The 16065-nt window shown below is 65.5% G+C and carries 12 protein-coding genes and 1 pseudogene; 4 read left to right on the top strand and 9 right to left on the bottom strand.

The features are described from left to right. Window positions 1-61: 61 nt before the first annotated feature. The 6 genes from E1742_RS13000 to hutC all read right to left on the bottom strand — a co-directional run bounded on the left by E1742_RS13000 (window position 62) and on the right by hutC (window position 8641). Entirely contained in the window at window positions 62-331 is a 270-nt protein-coding gene (locus tag E1742_RS13000) for a type B 50S ribosomal protein L31 (RefSeq protein ID WP_107140474.1), read from the bottom strand. Between the two features lie 480 nt (window positions 332-811). Continuing rightward, window positions 812-2074 carry a transcription termination factor Rho gene (gene rho, locus E1742_RS12995; protein WP_134385353.1) on the bottom strand — a complete coding sequence of 421 codons (1263 nt, stop codon included), beginning with the start codon at window positions 2072-2074 and terminating at the stop codon, window positions 812-814. A gap of 137 nt (window positions 2075-2211) precedes the next feature. Further along, window positions 2212-2538, bottom strand: coding sequence for a thioredoxin TrxA (gene trxA, locus E1742_RS12990; RefSeq protein WP_134385352.1), 327 nt, complete (start codon window positions 2536-2538; stop codon window positions 2212-2214). 162 nt (window positions 2539-2700) lie between these two features. Next, window positions 2701-3141: a response regulator gene (locus E1742_RS12985; protein ID WP_134385351.1), complete on the bottom strand. Its 441-nt coding sequence runs from the start codon at window positions 3139-3141 to the stop codon at window positions 2701-2703. A 1-nt stretch (window position 3142) separates the two neighbouring features. After that, on the bottom strand, window positions 3143-7780 hold the full coding sequence (locus E1742_RS12980) for a PAS domain S-box protein (RefSeq protein ID WP_134385350.1): 4638 nt from the start codon (window positions 7778-7780) through the stop codon (window positions 3143-3145). 114 nt (window positions 7781-7894) lie between these two features. Continuing rightward, complete coding sequence (gene hutC, locus E1742_RS12975; RefSeq protein ID WP_371860148.1) at window positions 7895-8641, bottom strand: histidine utilization transcriptional repressor HutC; 747 nt, start codon at window positions 8639-8641, stop codon at window positions 7895-7897. A 128-nt stretch (window positions 8642-8769) separates the two neighbouring features. On the opposite strand from hutC, the gene ada reads away from it, so the two are divergent. Both ada and E1742_RS12965 read left to right on the top strand, forming a co-directional pair. Next, complete coding sequence (ada, locus tag E1742_RS12970) at window positions 8770-9843, top strand: bifunctional DNA-binding transcriptional regulator/O6-methylguanine-DNA methyltransferase Ada (RefSeq protein ID WP_134385348.1); 1074 nt, start codon at window positions 8770-8772, stop codon at window positions 9841-9843. Continuing rightward, the gene (locus E1742_RS12965) at window positions 9840-10526 is read left to right on the top strand and encodes a 2OG-Fe(II) oxygenase (protein ID WP_371860147.1); all 687 of its coding nucleotides are present in this window, start codon (window positions 9840-9842) and stop codon (window positions 10524-10526) included. Before ada ends, E1742_RS12965 begins: the two co-directional genes overlap by 4 nt. Here the strand turns inward: E1742_RS12965 and E1742_RS12960 are convergent. Then, complete coding sequence (locus E1742_RS12960) at window positions 10504-11394, bottom strand: hypothetical protein (RefSeq protein WP_134385347.1); 891 nt, start codon at window positions 11392-11394, stop codon at window positions 10504-10506. The two genes, E1742_RS12965 and E1742_RS12960, sit on opposite strands and share 23 nt — an antisense overlap. Before the next feature lie 178 nt (window positions 11395-11572). On the opposite strand from E1742_RS12960, the pseudogene E1742_RS27375 reads away from it, so the two are divergent. After that, window positions 11573-11935: pseudogene (locus E1742_RS27375) on the top strand (IS1/IS1595 family N-terminal zinc-binding domain-containing protein); the annotation flags it as partial. Window positions 11936-12584: 649 nt separating this feature from the next. Here E1742_RS27375 and E1742_RS12950 read toward each other — a convergent pair. After that, window positions 12585-13310, bottom strand: a complete 726-nt coding sequence (locus E1742_RS12950) for a suppressor of fused domain protein (protein ID WP_134385345.1) — start codon at window positions 13308-13310, stop codon at window positions 12585-12587. Window positions 13311-13455: 145 nt separating this feature from the next. Here E1742_RS12950 and E1742_RS12945 point away from each other — a divergent pair, with 145 nt between their 5' ends. Further along, on the top strand, window positions 13456-15111 hold the full coding sequence (locus E1742_RS12945; protein WP_134385344.1) for an amidohydrolase: 1656 nt from the start codon (window positions 13456-13458) through the stop codon (window positions 15109-15111). A 20-nt stretch (window positions 15112-15131) separates the two neighbouring features. On the opposite strand, the gene E1742_RS12940 is transcribed toward E1742_RS12945, so the two are convergent. Further along, a complete protein-coding gene (locus tag E1742_RS12940) occupies window positions 15132-15986 on the bottom strand; it encodes an aldo/keto reductase family oxidoreductase (RefSeq protein WP_134385343.1) in 855 nt (284 codons plus the stop codon). Window positions 15987-16065 lie beyond the last annotated feature (79 nt).

Below are 16065 nucleotides of genomic sequence, written 5' to 3'. Positions count from 1 at the left end.
AGTATCGGCGATAACAATAAAAAAAGGCAGCCGCAGCTGCCTTTTTTTCGCAAACAGGAAATTAACCTGCGGCGACGGCGGTCTTCGAACCGACTTTGCCGAACTTCTGGCGGAACTTCTCGACGCGACCGGCGGTGTCGACGATCTTGTGCTGGCCCGTGAAGAACGGGTGCGATTCCGAGGAAACCTCGATCTTCACCAGAGGGTATTCTTTACCTTCGTGGGTGATTTTTTCGCGGGTCTGGATCGTCGAACGGGTAACGAACTTGAAATCGCACGACAGGTCGTGGAAAACAACTTCGCGGTATTCTGGATGGGTATCGGCTTTCATGTGTTTCTCTCAAATGGTTGGTAGCCAAACAGCACTTCGTCGGTCGCACAGCTTCTTGACCCGATTGCCGCTCACTTGCCGGGGTTAAAAACAGCCGGGGATTATAGCAAAAAAACGGGTGCGGTCATCGGCGAGAAGGAAAAAAACCGGTGCCAGGCTCCAAAAAACCGGTGCCAGGCTCCTGCTTCCAGCGGAATCAGGAGCCTGGCACCGGTTTTTTGTGGGGACTTGTCCCGCCTCTGCGCATCGTGTCGAAGAACTCCGTGTTCGTCTTCGTGGCGCGCATCTTGTCGAGGATGAACTCCATGGCTTTCGTATAGCAAAAGCCGGGTGCGGTCATCGGCGAGAACGAAAAAAACCGGTGACAGGCTCCTATTTCCGCTGGAAATAGGAGCCTGTCACCGGTTTTTCGCGGGCCCTGGCCCGCGCCTGCGCAAGCGAGCGGCCTTGCAAGGCCGATCTCCCTGGCGCCTTGCGGCTTTAGCCGCCTCTGCGCATCATGTCGAAGAACTCCGTGTTCGTCTTCGTGGCGCGCATCTTGTCGAGGATGAACTCCATCGCTTCGATCTCGTCCATCGAGTACAGCAGCTTGCGCAGGATCCAGATCTTCTGTAGCTGGTCCGGCTTGATCAGCAGTTCTTCGCGGCGGGTGCCCGACTTGTTCAGGTTGATGGCCGGGTAGACGCGCTTCTCGGCCAGGCGGCGCTCCAGGTGCACCTCCATGTTGCCGGTACCCTTGAATTCTTCGTAGATGACGTCGTCCATGCGCGAGCCCGTTTCGATCAGGGCGGTGGCGATGATCGTCAGCGAGCCGCCTTCCTCGATGTTACGCGCGGCGCCGAAGAAACGCTTCGGACGCTGCAGCGCGTTGGCGTCCACACCACCCGTCAGCACCTTGCCGGAGGCCGGGATGACGGTATTGTAGGCGCGGGCCAGGCGGGTGATCGAGTCCAGCAGGATCACGACGTCCTTCTTCATCTCGACCAGGCGCTTGGCCTTTTCCATGACCATCTCGGCGACCTGCACGTGGCGGGTGGCCGGTTCGTCGAAGGTCGAGGCGACGACTTCGCCGCGCACCGAGCGCTGCATTTCCGTCACCTCTTCCGGACGTTCGTCGATCAGCAGCACGATCAGCGTGACGTCGGGGTGGTTGGCCGTGATGGCGTGGGCGATGTGCTGCAGCATCACGGATTTACCGGACTTCGGCGACGCCACCAGCAGGCCGCGCTGGCCCTTGCCGATCGGGGCGATCAGGTCGACGATACGGCCGGTGATGTTTTCCGCGCCGTTCATCTCGCGCTCCAGGCGCAGCGGCTCGTTCGGGTGCAGCGGCGTCAGGTTCTCAAACAGGATGCGGTGCTTCGAGGCTTCCGGCGATTCGCCGTTGACCTTGTCTACCTTGACCAGCGCAAAGTAACGTTCGCCGTCTTTCGGCGTACGCACTTCGCCTTCGATCGAATCGCCCGTGTGCAGGTTGAAGCGGCGGATCTGGGAAGGAGAGATATAGATGTCGTCCGTGGAGGCCATGTAGCTGGCATCGGGCGAGCGCAGGAAGCCGAAGCCGTCCGGCAGCACTTCCAGGGCACCGTCGCCGAAGATCTGCTCGCCGGACTTGGCGCGCTTCTTCAGGATGGCGAACATCAGTTCCTGCTTGCGCAGGCGCGCAGCATTGTCGATATCCAGACCGATAGCCATTTCCAGCAACGCCGAAACGTGGAGGGCCTTTAATTCAGATAGATGCATAGGTGTTTGAGTGTCCCGTGACGGGAAAGTAAGGTAGGGGAGGGAACTGCGTGGACTAAATTGTCATAAGGGAAAGGGCTGGAGCCTCGATCCCCGCCAGGCAGGCAGCGCTGCGGGCGCAGCACCGCCTATATTACTCAAATATTGCTGTCGATGAAAGAGGTCAGTTGGCCTTTTGCCATCGCGCCGACTTTTTGTGCAGCCGGGACACCGTTCTTGAACAGAATCAGGGTCGGGATGCCGCGGATGCCGAACTTGCCCGGCACGGCCTGGTTGGCGTCCACGTCCAGCTTGGCGATCGTCAGCTTGCCGTCATATTCCTTGGCCACTTCTTCCAGGATCGGGGCGATGCTCTTGCAAGGGCCGCACCACTCTGCCCAGAAATCGACCAGCACAGGACGGTCGGACTTCAGCACGTCCGCTTCGAACGATGCGTCGGTAATGTGTTTGATGTTGTCGCTCATGTTTTTGCCTCGTCAGGAGGATGGATTAAGGTTGCCTGGCAACGTACGGCGAAGCGGCACCTCGTCGTCATCCCCAGGATATACAGGGCAGATGGAGACGGCGCACGCTAATTCAATGCACGTTGCAAGTGGGAATCAGGCGGGAATGGATCAAATAATAACCTATTTTGCGTCGCCGTGTGCCGCCGGCCTGACGCCTGTCTCGACCAGGCTCTGACGCTGCCGGGCAGCCTGCTCCAGCAGCTTCGCAAGCGCCGTGCGGGGGACCGGTTTGCTGCACGCGCCAAGGATTGTCAGGCCCTCGGCCATTGCCAGCGTTTCGGCCGCGCGCAGGATGCCGCTGTCCATGCCGGACAGCAACACAACGCCGCCTTTGAACTTCGCCTCGGCCGCGGCGCGCAGGTATTCGATGCCGTCCATTTCCGGCATCGACAGGTCGCAGATCAGCAAGTCCGGCGCGAACTCGGGCAACGCGACCAGCGCGGCCCGTGCGTCGCTCTCGGCGCGCACGTTGCGGTAACCCAGGCCATCGAGCATTTCCGTCAGCAGTTCCAGCATGAACGTATCGTCGTCGAGCAGCAGAATCCTGAGGGCGGTATCCATATCAGTTGTCGTCGGCAAAAGTCGTGTTGTTCATGATGTGTTCCGTAATCTGCGCCAGGAGCGGCCACAGCCTGTCGATCAGCGCGCGTGCCGCCCGGGCCTCGCCCGCCGGATCGCTCGCGGGCAGATTCTCCAGCTGCTGGCACAGGTCGCCCAGGCCCATCGCCCCCACGGTGCGCGCGGAGGCCTTCATCCGGTGCCCCAGGTCGCGCACGGCCTGGATCTCCCCGGCGGCGGCGGCCTGCTCCATTTCCGAGAAGCCCGCTTCGCTCGTCTGCAGGAATTTGAACGCGAATTTGCGGATCTTGTCCGGATGGTAGCCCAACACCTGTGCCAGCACGGAAAGGTCGATGATATCCGGATCGCCGGCAAGCGTGGCGCGGGGTGCCCGCCGCGGTGGGCGCACCAGGCGCGCCACGTCGTCGTGCCGGCGCGGCGGCAGCCACCGCGCCACGCTCTGGTACATCAGCGCCGGCTGGATCGGTTTCGAGATGAAGTCGTCCATGCCCGCGGCCAGGCAGCGATCGCGGTCCTCGTTCGTGGCGGTGGCCGTCATCGCCAGCACGTGCAGTCCGGCCAGACGGGGATCGGCGCGAATGCGCCGCGTCGCTTCCAGACCGTCCATCAGCGGCATCTGCACGTCCATCAGCACGCAGTCGAAACCGGTCTGGCGCAACAGCTCGAGCGCCTCGGCGCCGTTGTTGGCGACGCACACGGCCGCTCCCGCCTCCTCCAGCATCTCCGATGCAATCTGCTGGTTGAACGTATTATCTTCCACCAGCAGAATCCTTGCGTCCTTCAGTGCGGCCATGCTGGCACTGGGGACGACGGGCGCGTTGGCGTCCTGCTGCGCTGCCGCGCCGGCCGCCGAGCCGATGCCCAGCAGCGCCGTGAACCAGAACGTGCTGCCCTCGCCGGGGCGGCTGGTAACGCCCACTTCGCCGCCCATCAGTTGCGCCAGCTGCTTGCAGATGGCCAGTCCCAGCCCCGTGCCGCCGTAGGCCCGCGTGGTTGATGCGTCGGCCTGCTGGAACGACTGGAACAGCTTGCCCATCTCTACGTCCGACAGGCCGATGCCTTCGTCGGTCACCTCGAAGCGCACCAGGCAGCGGGCGTCGTCCCCCATCAGGCGCCGCACGCCTACCCTGATGCTGCCACGTTCGCTGAACTTGATGGCGTTGTTGGTGTAGTTGATCAGCACCTGGCCCAGGCGCAGCGGGTCGCCCAGAAGCACCGGCGGCAGGGCCGGATCCAGGTCGAATTCGAGCGCCAGCTCCTTGCCCGTCGCTTTCGGCGTCACCACCGTCGTCAAGGTGCGGATCACGTGCTCCATGGCGAACGGCACCTGTTCGATTTCCAGTTTGCCCGCTTCGATCTTCGAGATGTCGAGAATGTCGTCGATGATGCGCAGGAGGTGCTCGCCGGCGAAGCGGATCTTTTCCAGGTAGTCGCGCTGGCGCGGATCCAGCTCCGTCTTCAGCGCCAGGTAGGCCATGCCGATGACGCCATTCATCGGCGTGCGGATCTCGTGGCTCATGTTGGCCAGGAACTGGCCCTTGGCGAGGCTTGCTTCCTCGGCGATCTTGCGCGCCTCTTCCAGCTGCGCGGTACGCCGCGCCACGCGCTCTTCCAGGTTCTCGTTCAGTTCGCGCAGCGCCTGTTCCGCATGCTTGCTGGCGGTAATGTCGATCGACATCCCGATCAGGTAGGCCGGCTTGCCCGCCTCGTCGTAGACGGGCTTCTTGAACGTGCGCAGGTAGCGCTGCTGACCCAGGCGTGGATTGTGGATCGTCTCCTCGAAGTCGGTCAGCTCGCCGCGCGCGAACGTCTCCTCGTCGCGCTGGCGGAACGCGGCCATCTCCTCGGGCGTGTGCAGGTGCGAATAATCGCCGTCGTGCAGATCCTGCAGCGTGTAGCCGAACTGCTCCTCGCAGGCGGGATTCATCTGGATCAAGCGGCCGTCCGCGTCTTTCAGGAACAGGCCGATCGGCATCATCTTGATGATTTCCTGCAGCCGCTGTTCGCCTTCGCGCACGGCGTCCTCGCTGCGCTTGCGGTCCGTGATGTCGGTCAGGCTGGCCACCGCCATCGTCGCGGCGCCCAGTTCGTCGCGCATCGGTTCGGCGTTGACGGAAAGCCAGCCCAGCGTGCCGTCCTCGCCCGCCACGCCCATCACGACGTCGCGCACGGACTGGCCCGAGCGCAGCGCGCGCTGCACCGGGTGCTCGTCGTTGACGAACGGCCGGCCGTCCTCGTGCACGCCCGGCCACAGGCGCGAGCCGCAGGCGGCGGCGCGGCCCAGCATCCGCGTGGCCGCGGCATTGCATTCGAGCAGAACGCCTTCGCTGTTGAGGACCACGAGGCCGTTGGTGACGGCATTGAAGACCGAGGCCATGCGCTGGCTGGAATTGCGCAGCGCGACTTCGGCCAGGCGGCGGTCCGTAATGTCCGTGATCATCGCCAGCGTGCCGGCGTAGACGCCGTTGTCGGCGTTGATCAGCGTCGTCGACAGCAGTCCCCACATCGACGAATGGTCCTTGCGGTAGAAGCGCGCGTCGCCCTGTTCGGCCATGCCGGGCCGGCGCCGGCTGTTCTGCCGGCGCAGCAGCGCGCAGCTTTCCTCGTCCATGAACTCCTGCATCGGCCGGCCCAGCATCTCTTCCGGCTCATAGCCCAGCATGCGCGCCATGGTCGGGTTGACGAACGACGTGCAGTCGTTCGCATCGGTCATCCAGATGCCCTCGGCAGCCGTCTGCACGATCAGCCGGTAGCGTTCGGAGCTGGCATGCAGCGCCTGTTCGGTGCGCTGGCGCTGCGTCATGTCGCGCACGGAAACCACCGACAGCCCCTGGCCGTCCAGCTGGATCGGCGCCAGGTGCACCATGGCCGGGAAATGGCTGCCGTCGTTGCGGCGCGCCGTCAGCACGCGGCCCGGCAGATTGGGGCGGCTGAACAGTTCGCGCGGCTGGCCCGGCGTGCTGCGCATCACCTCGGGCACCAGCAGTTCCAGCGACAGCCCCGCCATCGCCTCGTGGCTGTAGCCGAAGCACGTGGCGGCGGCGCCGTTGGCCTGGCGGATGCGGCCCCCACGGTCGGCGATCAGCATCGATCCGGGCATGGCTTCCATGATGGCGGCGACCCTTTCGCGCTCCTCGTCGGCGCGCTTGCCCGCATCGCCCATCGTGCCGCTGATGCGCAGTGGCTGGCCCTGTCGGTCGCGTTCGAGCACCATGCCGCGTACGAGCACCCAGCGGTAATGGCCGTCCCGGCAGCGCATGCGGAATTCCCATGTGATGTGGGCCTGGCCCGCCTCCGGCGCTTCCATCGCGGCCATGTCATGGCGCATCTGGGCGCGGTCGTCCGGATGGACGTAGTCGAGCCATTCCTCGCGCGTGGCGGGCGCCAGCTCGTCCGGCTCGTAGCCGAGGATCTCGCAGTAGCGTGGCGACAGGCGCAGCTGGCTTTTCTGAGGCTGCCAGTCCCACAGGCCTTCGCCGGAACCGGCCAGCGCGAAGCCGGCAATGCGTTCGGCATCGCCTGCCCGCGTTTCGGCGCCGCGCAGGCGCAGCACCATGCGCCGCTGGCGCCACAGGACGAAAAGCGCCAGCAGCGCCGTGAGCGTGCCGGCGGCCAGCCAGGGCCATGGCGGGGCTGGCCGTGACGCTTCGTACAGGAAGCCCTGCAGCGGAAAGCGCGCCGGCATCATGCCCAGCGCCGCATAGGTATCGGCAATGGCCTGCCAGCGCACCGGGTTGCTGTAACCCAGCTCGATCAGCGGCTGTTCCAGCAGCGGCGTGGTCAGACGCGCCTCGTGCATCAGATGTTCGCGCGAATGATGGTTCGGGTAGCGCGCGCGGATCAGGTCCGCGATCTCCTCCGGGTGGGCCATCGCATAGCGCCATCCTTCGAGGGTGGCGGCACGCATCGCCCGGGCGCGCTCGGGATGGTCGCGCAGTTCGGCTTCCGTGGTGTAGAAGATATCGCCGTAGAAGTCGATGCCGGCCGAGCGGGGCGTCAGCACGTCGTAGCGGCCCGCGGCACGTTCGAGCTGGTAGGTGGTTTCCGTCACGTAGCCGGACATCGCGTCGACCCGGCCTTCGATAAGGTCAGCCAGGCGGTAGCTGTGCGGCAGCAGCGTCATGTCCTGCACCCGGATGCCCTGGCGCAGCAGGTACGCACGCAGTTCTTCGTTCCCCGGCGCCAGCATCACGCGGGCGCGGGTCAGCGGCACGCGCTTGCCGTCCGGGCCGTGACGCACGATCAGCGCAGCCGCCGAGTGCTGGAAGATCGATGCCAGCACGACGACGGGCGCGCCGGCAGCCCGCGCGAGCAGCAGGCTGCTGTTGCTGGTGCCGTACTGGGCACGGCCGTCCAGCACCGCGGCCACGGGGTCCTCGCCCGGCTGTGCCTCCACCAGCGTGACGTCCAGGCCCGCCGCACGGTAATACCCTTTGTCCTGGGCGGCGTAGTAGCCGGCAAACTGGAACTGGTGGCGCCATTTGAGCTGGACGGTGACGGCATCCAGGGCCCATGCGACCGGGCTGGCTGCGGCCCACATGAACAGACAGGCGAGCGCACTCCCTGCCGCGCGCGCCAGGCGGGCGGAAATGAAGCGGCACGACGGACCGCGAGATGGCAAGAGCGTCCCTTGCAAGTGCTTCCCTTTCAAACCGGCAGCCAACCGGGGCTGGGACCCGGCCGTAACCCGGCCACTGGGGTCGGGTCAACTATAGCATCGAAGCCCGGTGAAGGGTCATGCTTCCTTGCCGGTGCTGACGCTGCCGGCAAACTGGTAGCGGTGGCCGGGATGCCACATCGTCACGATGGATGCGACCCTGCCGCCCGAGCGGGTCTGGCGCCGCAGCACGAGGCAGGGCTGGCGCGCGTCCATCGCCAGCATGTCGGCAATGTCGCGCGGCGCCGCCAGCGCCTCCAGGCTGTAGCTGGCGCCCTGCAGCGGCGCGGCCGCCACCAGGTATTCGTTCGGGGTGACGCGGGTGAAGTCCTGCTCCATGTAGGCCGGTGCGCATTGCGGATTGACCCAGCGGTCCTCCACCTGGATCGGCACGCCGTTCTCGTAGTGGACGATGATCGAATGGAACAGTGCCAGGCCGGCCGGCAGCTCGAACTGCTTGGCCAGCAGCTCGCTGGCGGCGCTTTGCTCCAGCAACTGCAGGCTGCTGCGGTGCACGTGGCCACGGGACCGCACTTCGTCGGCGATGCTGCGGATCTGCAGCAGCGTGGCCTGGTATTTTTGCGGTGCGACAAAGGTGCCCGAGCCCTGGCGCCGGGTCAGCACGGCTTCGGCCGTGAGCTCGCGCACGGCGCGGTTGACCGTCATGCGCGACACGCCGAACTGCCGCACCAGCGCCTGCTCCGACGGGATCACGTCGCCTTCCTTCCAGTGGCCGGCCGCGATCTGCGCCGTCAGGAAGTCCTTGATGCGCTGGAAGACGGGGATACTGGTGTCGATGTTCTCTATTGCTGGCTGTGCGTCCAAACTGGTCTCCGCTGCGGGGTGGGGCGATTCTAGCATCGGCCCGGACGAATTCAAAAGCAAGCGGCGGAGTGTCCGGGTCACGGCGGCGCCATAATATGGATGCATCGAACATCTGCGAGGGAAACCCGATGACCGTCACCACCACAACGAGCAACGACTTCGCCACCGACGAAGCCCGCTGGACCGCCGTGCAGCGGCGCGACAGTGCTGCGGACGGCCAGTTCTGGTATAGCGTGCGCACCACCGGCGTCTACTGCCGGCCCTCGTGCGGCGCTAGGCCTGCTTTGCGCGCAAATATCGGTTTTCACGCCAGCACCACCGCGGCGGAGCAGGCCGGCTTTCGTCCCTGCCTGCGCTGCAAGCCGGACCAGCCGCCGCTGGCCGAACGGCATGCCGCCCTCGTCGAGCGCATCTGCCGCGTGATCGAGGCGGCCGACACGCAGCCCGATCTGCTGACGCTGGCCGAAGCGGCCAACTTGAGCCAGTTCCACCTGCACCGCATCTTCAAGGCGCATACGGGTGTCACGCCGAAGGCGTATGCCGCGGCGCAGCGCCAGCGCCGCGTGCAGCAGAACCTGGTCCGCGAGGCGACCGTCACGGACGCCATCTACGCCGCCGGCTTCAACTCCAGCGGCCGCTTTTATGCCACGTCGCAGGGGGCGCTGGGCATGACGCCGACGGCGTTCCGCGCCGGTGGCAAGGGCGCCACCATCCGCTTCGCCATCGCCCAGTGCTCCCTCGGCGCGATCCTGACAGCCAGCACCGACGTCGGCATCTGCGCCATCCTGCTGGGGGACGATCCCGACGCGCTGGCGCGCGAGCTGCAGGACCGCTTCCCGAAGGCGGAGCTGATCGGCGCCGAACCGGCATACGAAGAAACGGTGGCAAAGGTCATCGGCCTGGTGGAGGCGCCGGAGCTGGGCCTGGATCTGCCGCTGGACGTGCGCGGCACGGCGTTCCAGCAGCGCGTGTGGCAGGCGCTGCGCACCATTCCCGCCGGCCGGAAGGTCAGTTATACGGAGCTGGCACAGATGGTGGGCGCGCCGAAGAGCGTGCGCGCCGTGGCCGGCGCCTGCGCCGCCAACGCGCTGGCCGTGGCGATTCCCTGCCATCGCGTGGTGCGCACGGACGGTTCGCTGTCCGGCTACCGCTGGGGCGTCCAGCGCAAGCAGGCATTGCTGGAGCGCGAGGGCGGCAAGTGACGTTCGACTGGCACGCCATCGAAGAAACGTTGAACGCGGACGGCTGCGCCCACGTGCCGGGCGTGCTGGCGGCGGACGACTGCGCGGCGCTGGCGCGGACGTATGCCGACCCCGATTGCTTCCGCAGCCGCGTCGTGATGGCCCGGCATGGCTTCGGCCGCGGCGAGTACCAGTATTTTTGTTATCCGCTGCCGCCGCTCGTGGCGCGCCTGCGCGAGCAGCTGTATGGGCCGCTGGCGGCAATTGCCAACCGCTGGTACGAGGCGATGAACCTGCCGGTGCGGTTCCCGGCGTCGCACGCCGGGTTCCTGGCGCGCTGCCACGCCGCCGGCCAGGCGCGCCCGACGCCGCTGCTGCTGCAGTACGAGGCGGGCGACTACAACTGCCTGCACCAGGATTTATACGGCGAGCACGTGTTCCCGCTGCAGGCCGCGTTCCTGCTGTCGCGGCCCGGCATCGACTTCACCGGCGGCGAATTCGTGTTGACGGAGCAGCGTCCGCGCATGCAGTCAAGAGTGGAGGTCGTGCCGCTGGGGCAGGGCGACTGCGTGATCTTCCCCGTCTTTCACCGCCCCGTGAACGGCACGCGTGGGATCTGTCGCGTCAACCTGCGCCATGGCGTCAGCCGCGTCCGGAGCGGGCGGCGGCATACGCTGGGGGTTATTTTTCACGACGCCGAATAAGGCCTGGCGCGAATACGGCAATCGGAATCAGGAATGGATACAGGCTCCAGATGGCCCGCCCCTCGATCCGTACGGACAGCGCCGCGTACAGCGGCGGCACGGCCATCATCAACAGGATGCCCTTCAATGGCCGGATCCGTTCGGGCACGTGCCGCCATGCCAGCACGGCCAGCGGAATGACGATGACACCGGCGCTGACGAGCGACAGCAGCGAGCGCTGGTCGCGCAGCGCGGCGATCACGGTGCCGATATTGGGCACCCACAAATAAGTCGGCAAGCCGGGGAACACATACCAGCGCACGACGATCAGCCAGATGGCCGCGAGCGCGAGCACGATGCCGCCGCGCAGCCATCCCACCCGGCCGAACACCAGCAGCCAGGCCAGCAGCAGGATGTTTTCTTCCCGGACGGTGGTGGCGAACAGCCCGCCGGCCAGCGCCAGCCAGGGCTGGCCCGTCACGACGCCCAGCGCGAACACGGAGCGGCCGAAGATCGCGCCGGGATCGGTCAGCAGATACGGTGCGTACCAGTAGGTCGGCACGGAGACGATGGCCAGCAGGCCGGCCAGCAGGACGCGGCGCCGCTCGCCCCCGGCCCGAAAGACGAGATACGACAGCGTGACGGCCGTGCCGGCCGTGGCCAGCCAGTTCAGCGTGGCGAAGCCGCTCCGCAGGTCGCCGGGCCACAAGGCCGCCAACGCCGGGATCGTTACACGGTAGGGGAACGGCGCGCGCAGCTCCGCGAAGGGGACTTCGCCGCGCAGATAGCGCGCGGTATTGAAATAGGCCAGCGAGTCCTCGACCGTCCCGCCCCAGCGATGCCACATGACCGCCAGCGCCAATGCGGCAAATGCCAGGGAAAGGGCCAACCACTGCGCGCGGCGCCATTCGCCGTGAAGGGATGAATCGGGACGTACCATCGGGAGTATCGGATCGTTTGCCGGTTACGCGGGAGCGCAACTCTAGCATAGGCCCCGATACTATTGCCCGGTTGTCGTCGCGGCGAAATAACCGGTTGATACTCCCCATTAGCACCCTTACTGCGACGGGACAACGTTGTACCGCCATGGCGTCTGCTACGGGCTGCAGCGCTATCGATGCCGGCAGTGCCGCCGGTCGTTCAACGCACTCACCAATACACCGCTTGCCTTCATCCGCCTGCGCGAAAAATGGCTGCCGTTCCTGCGATGCATGCTCGATTCGATGACGGTACGGGTGGCAGCCGATGCCATCGGCATTCATCGCAACACCAGTTTCCGCTATTGCGCTGCATCGCCAGCAGGGGCGCGGCAAACTGGGCAAGCTGTTAAGCCTGCCGGGTATGCGCACACTGGCAGGCATGTTTGCCGTGCTGTCCTCGAAACCCTAGGCTGGTATTGTCGTACTGACGAAATAGCGCTGCGCGGTTGATTTCCGTCCTACTCTGCGCCGGAGCGTGCCGATCCGGCGTGGCACCGCGTCTGCCCTCGCTGGATGCTTTCCCCGGAAAGATTCACCACCGTCATGGCGCCTCCTTCACCGGGTACCAGGCAGAAATCGGCGGAATAACCCTGCGTACCGTCACTCGGCCGGTCGGTGCGGCCGCCGATTCCCACCGCATAAATCTGCCACGGTACCAGGCGGGGTGCCTCGGTCGATCCGGCCCCGCCGGCGAGTGACCGTAGGGCAGGCAGGTGTCCCTGTCCAGACGGATGGCGTTCGGGAACAGCCTGAGGTGCCAGACGGGCGTCGGTGGGGCGCCCCGCACGTATGCCGAGACGCCGACCGAATGGATCATCGGAACACCGTTCCACCATCTCTCTTTTCTGGTAATCGTGAAGCAGGGTGTGTCCCCTTGCAGCCTGACCTCGAGACTGCCCATGCGCGACATGGCGCTGGCGTCGGTTGTGCCGAGTTGCGCGGTCAGCGCGAGCACGACTGCCGCAAGGTGCCTGGCCCTGATTGGCGGCCCGAGCGAGACATTCATCGGTTCGTACTCCGGTTTTGCATGATTACTGTCGAGTGTATGGGGCACCGGTCGATCGGGGATGTGCCCCGCCGGCCAATGCCAGTCAAGGAATCAGATAACGCCGGCCCGCTCTGGATCGGTGACTGGATACGCACCATGCATCGTCAGCCTGGCAATCAACTCTTCGGTACTGGCCGATTTTGCGTAGTCGCGTTCCTGTTCAGTGATACCCACGACGTGCAGGAAGTCGAAAAATCCTGAATCGAGCTGGATGGTGCTTTCGTAGTGGCTCGGCCTTGCAACGGCAAGGAAGGTCAGCTGCGAATCGTCGCTGCCGTCGATCCTTCCGCCAGCCGGAACCCGAAAACCGTAACCGACCGGTTCGAAGTCGCCAAAATGACCGTGAGTGACCAGAAGCTGGTACGCCAGCAATCGCCGCAATACGTAGATGGGCCAATCCGCCTTGCCGGGTGCTTCGATCACGAACTCCACGCCCAGCCAGGAAGGCTCGTCCGGACGGTAATCCCGCGGTTCGGTCTCCCATGGATTGGACGCTCCCGAGGTCACGTATAACCACGATTGCCTTGCCGGTGTTGGCTCGAATTCCATCACGCCCAGATGCAACCAGCGCGGGTCCACGTCCTGGACATTGAACACTTGCGCAAAAATCTCCGCGTCAAGCGGGAAGATCCCCGGCTCGGCACGCCAAACAACTTCGGATAGACGGTTTTCTCCCGATATGCCCAGACTTGTTCTAATGAACTCAACTATTTTCTCCAATATAGCAGGGACAGAATGTCTGCCGGTGGCCTCTGCCAGCCTGTAAAACTCACGCATTCTCACCGCGGGGCTGAACTCGCACCGCTGGAGAATTCATATCTTACATGCAATGTCACGCACGATGGCCTGCGCAAGCCGCCGCGTTTTCGCTACACTCTGCGCTCCAGCCACCGCATCTTGCTATCGAATTCAAAGGAGTCTCATGCCACGTCGCACTCTCGCCGCCTGTGCCGGCGCCTTTATCGCCTTCGGTGCCCACGCCCAGACCGTCATCGACAACGCCAACGGCTACACGCTGAACGCGGCCGGGGAGCTGGTACGCTTCCAGTCGCTGGCGTTCGATGGCAAGGGCCGCATCGTTGCCGTCGGCAGCGCCGCCGATGTGGCGGCGAAGGCGGCGGGTTTTCGTCACGTGGACGTGCAGGGTAAAACGGTGCTGCCCGGCCTGATCGACGCCCACGGCCACGTCTTCGGCCTGGGCCAGGTGGCGACGGCGGCGGAGCTGTACAGCTCCACGTCGCTGGACGGCGCCGTGCGGACGGTGGCGCAGTATGCGAAGGCCAATCCGGGGCGCGCCTGGGTTGTCGGCAATGGCTGGAACCAGGAGATCTGGAAGCTGGGCCGCTTCCCCACCGCGCAGGAGTTGGATGCGGCCGTGCCGGACCGGCCGGCGCTGATGCGCCGCGTCGACGGCCATGCCGTCTGGGTCAACAGCAGCGCGCTGGCGCTGGCCGGCATCACCAAAGAGACGAAAGACCCGGCCGGCGGCAAGATCGAGCGCGACGCGCAGGGTAATGCGACCGGCATCCTGGTCGACGGCGCGATGGAACTGGTGACGAAGGTGCTGCCGCCGTCGACGGAAGCGGAGGCGCGCGCCGCACTCGAAGGCGCGCTGGCGGTGCTGGGTAAAAACGGCCTGACCAGCGTGCACGATGCCGGCATCGGCGTGGCGGAGGACAAGCTGTACCGCGCCTATGCGGACGGGGGCAAGCTGACGACGCGTGTCTACGCGATGATCGGCGACACGGGCGAGGACTTCGACAAGCTGGCGGCACACGGACCGCTGCCCACCTACGCGGACGACGTGTATGCGCTGTCGGCCGTCAAACTGTATGCCGACGGCGCGCTGGGCAGCCGCGGCGCTGCGCTGATCAAGCCGTATACGGATGCGCCGCACACGCACGGCCTGCTGTTCTACAAGGACGCCGAAATCCGCGGCAAGATGGAAAAGGCGATGAAGGCCGGCTACCAGGTCAACGTGCACGCCATTGGCGATGGCGGCAACCGGCAGATCCTCGACAGCTATGCCACGCTGCTGAAGAAGTACCCGGCGAAAAATCTGCGCCACCGCATCGAGCACGCGCAGGTCGTGGCACTGGCCGACATTCCGCGCTTCAAAACGCTGGGCATCATCCCGTCGATGCAGCCCACGCACGCGACGTCCGACCAGAACATGGCCGAACAGCGCGTCGGCCCGCAGCGGATCGAAGGCGCCTATGCGTGGCGCACGTTCCTGAAGCAGGGCGACCGCATCGCCTGCGGATCGGACTTCCCCATCGAGTCGCCCAATCCGTTCGAGGGCATGCACGCCGCCGTCACGCGCCAGGACATGCGCGGCGTGCCGGCCGCCGGCTGGCACAAGGAGCAGGCGATGACCTTGAAGGAAGCGTTCCGCTGCTTCACGCTCGATGCCGCCTACGCCGCGCGCCAGGAGAAGGTCATCGGCTCGCTGGAGGCGGGCAAGTGGGCGGATTTCGTCGTCACCGACCGGGATCTGTTTGCGATTCCGGCCGGCGAGATCGGCAAGGTCGGCGTGCTGGAGACGTGGGTCGCCGGCCGGCAGGTGTACAAGAAATAATACGCCTCAACGAATACGCCTCAACGGGCCATGCCGTTCAACGCGGCCAGCGCGTCGGGTGGCAATTGGAGGTCCGCGGCGGCCATGTTCTCGTGCAGGTGCGCGACGGACGACGTGCCGGGGATGACGAGGATGTTGGGCGCCCGCTGCAGCAGCCACGCAATCGCCACCTGCATCGGCGTGGCGCCCAGCTTCTCCGCCACGCCGGACAGCGTGGCCGAATCCAGCGGCGAGAAGCCGCCCAGCGGGAAAAACGGCACGTAGGCGATGCCGTCGGCCGCCAGCGTGTCGATCAGTGCATCGTCGCCGCGGTGCACCAGGTTGTACTGGTTCTGCACGCAGACGATGGGCACCATGCGGCGCGCGTCGCGCACCTGCGTAGGCGTTACGTTGCTCAGGCCGATGTGACGCACGAGGCCCTGTTCGCGCAGTTCGGCCAGCACCGACAGCGGTTCCTCCAATGAGCCTTCGGCCGGAACGTGGACGTCGAACATGGCCCGCAGATTGACCACTTCCAGCGTTTCCAGCCCCAGGTTGCGCAGATTGTCGTGTACCGCCTGGATCAGCTGCTCCCGTCCGAACGCCGGCAGCCACGTACCGTCCGTGCCGCGCAGGGCGCCGATCTTGGTGACGATGGCGAGATCGCTTGGGTAGGGCTGCAGCGCTTCGCGGATCAGCTGGTTCGTCACGTGGGGACCGTAGAAATCCGACGTGTCGATATGGTTCACGCCCGCCGCGATGGCGGCGCGCAGCACGGCGCGCGCGCCTGCCGGATCGCGCGGCGGACCGAATACGCCCGGTCCCGCCAGTTGCATTGCGCCGTAGCCGAGGCGTTTGACGGTGCGCCCGCCCAGCTGGTATGTGCCTGGTGTCATGCTGTGCTCCTGGTAAATGTGTGAGCACAGCATAGGTCCCGGCCGGCTGCGCGACAATCCGGTAAAGTGTGGATGGGTT

The sequence above is a fragment of the Pseudoduganella plicata genome (assembly GCF_004421005.1).
In the GTDB taxonomy this organism is placed as follows: Bacteria; Pseudomonadota; Gammaproteobacteria; order Burkholderiales; family Burkholderiaceae_D; genus Rugamonas; species Rugamonas plicata.
The sequence above is the reverse complement of the archived record's forward strand: the minus strand, read 5'-3'. Positions and strand labels throughout refer to the sequence as shown.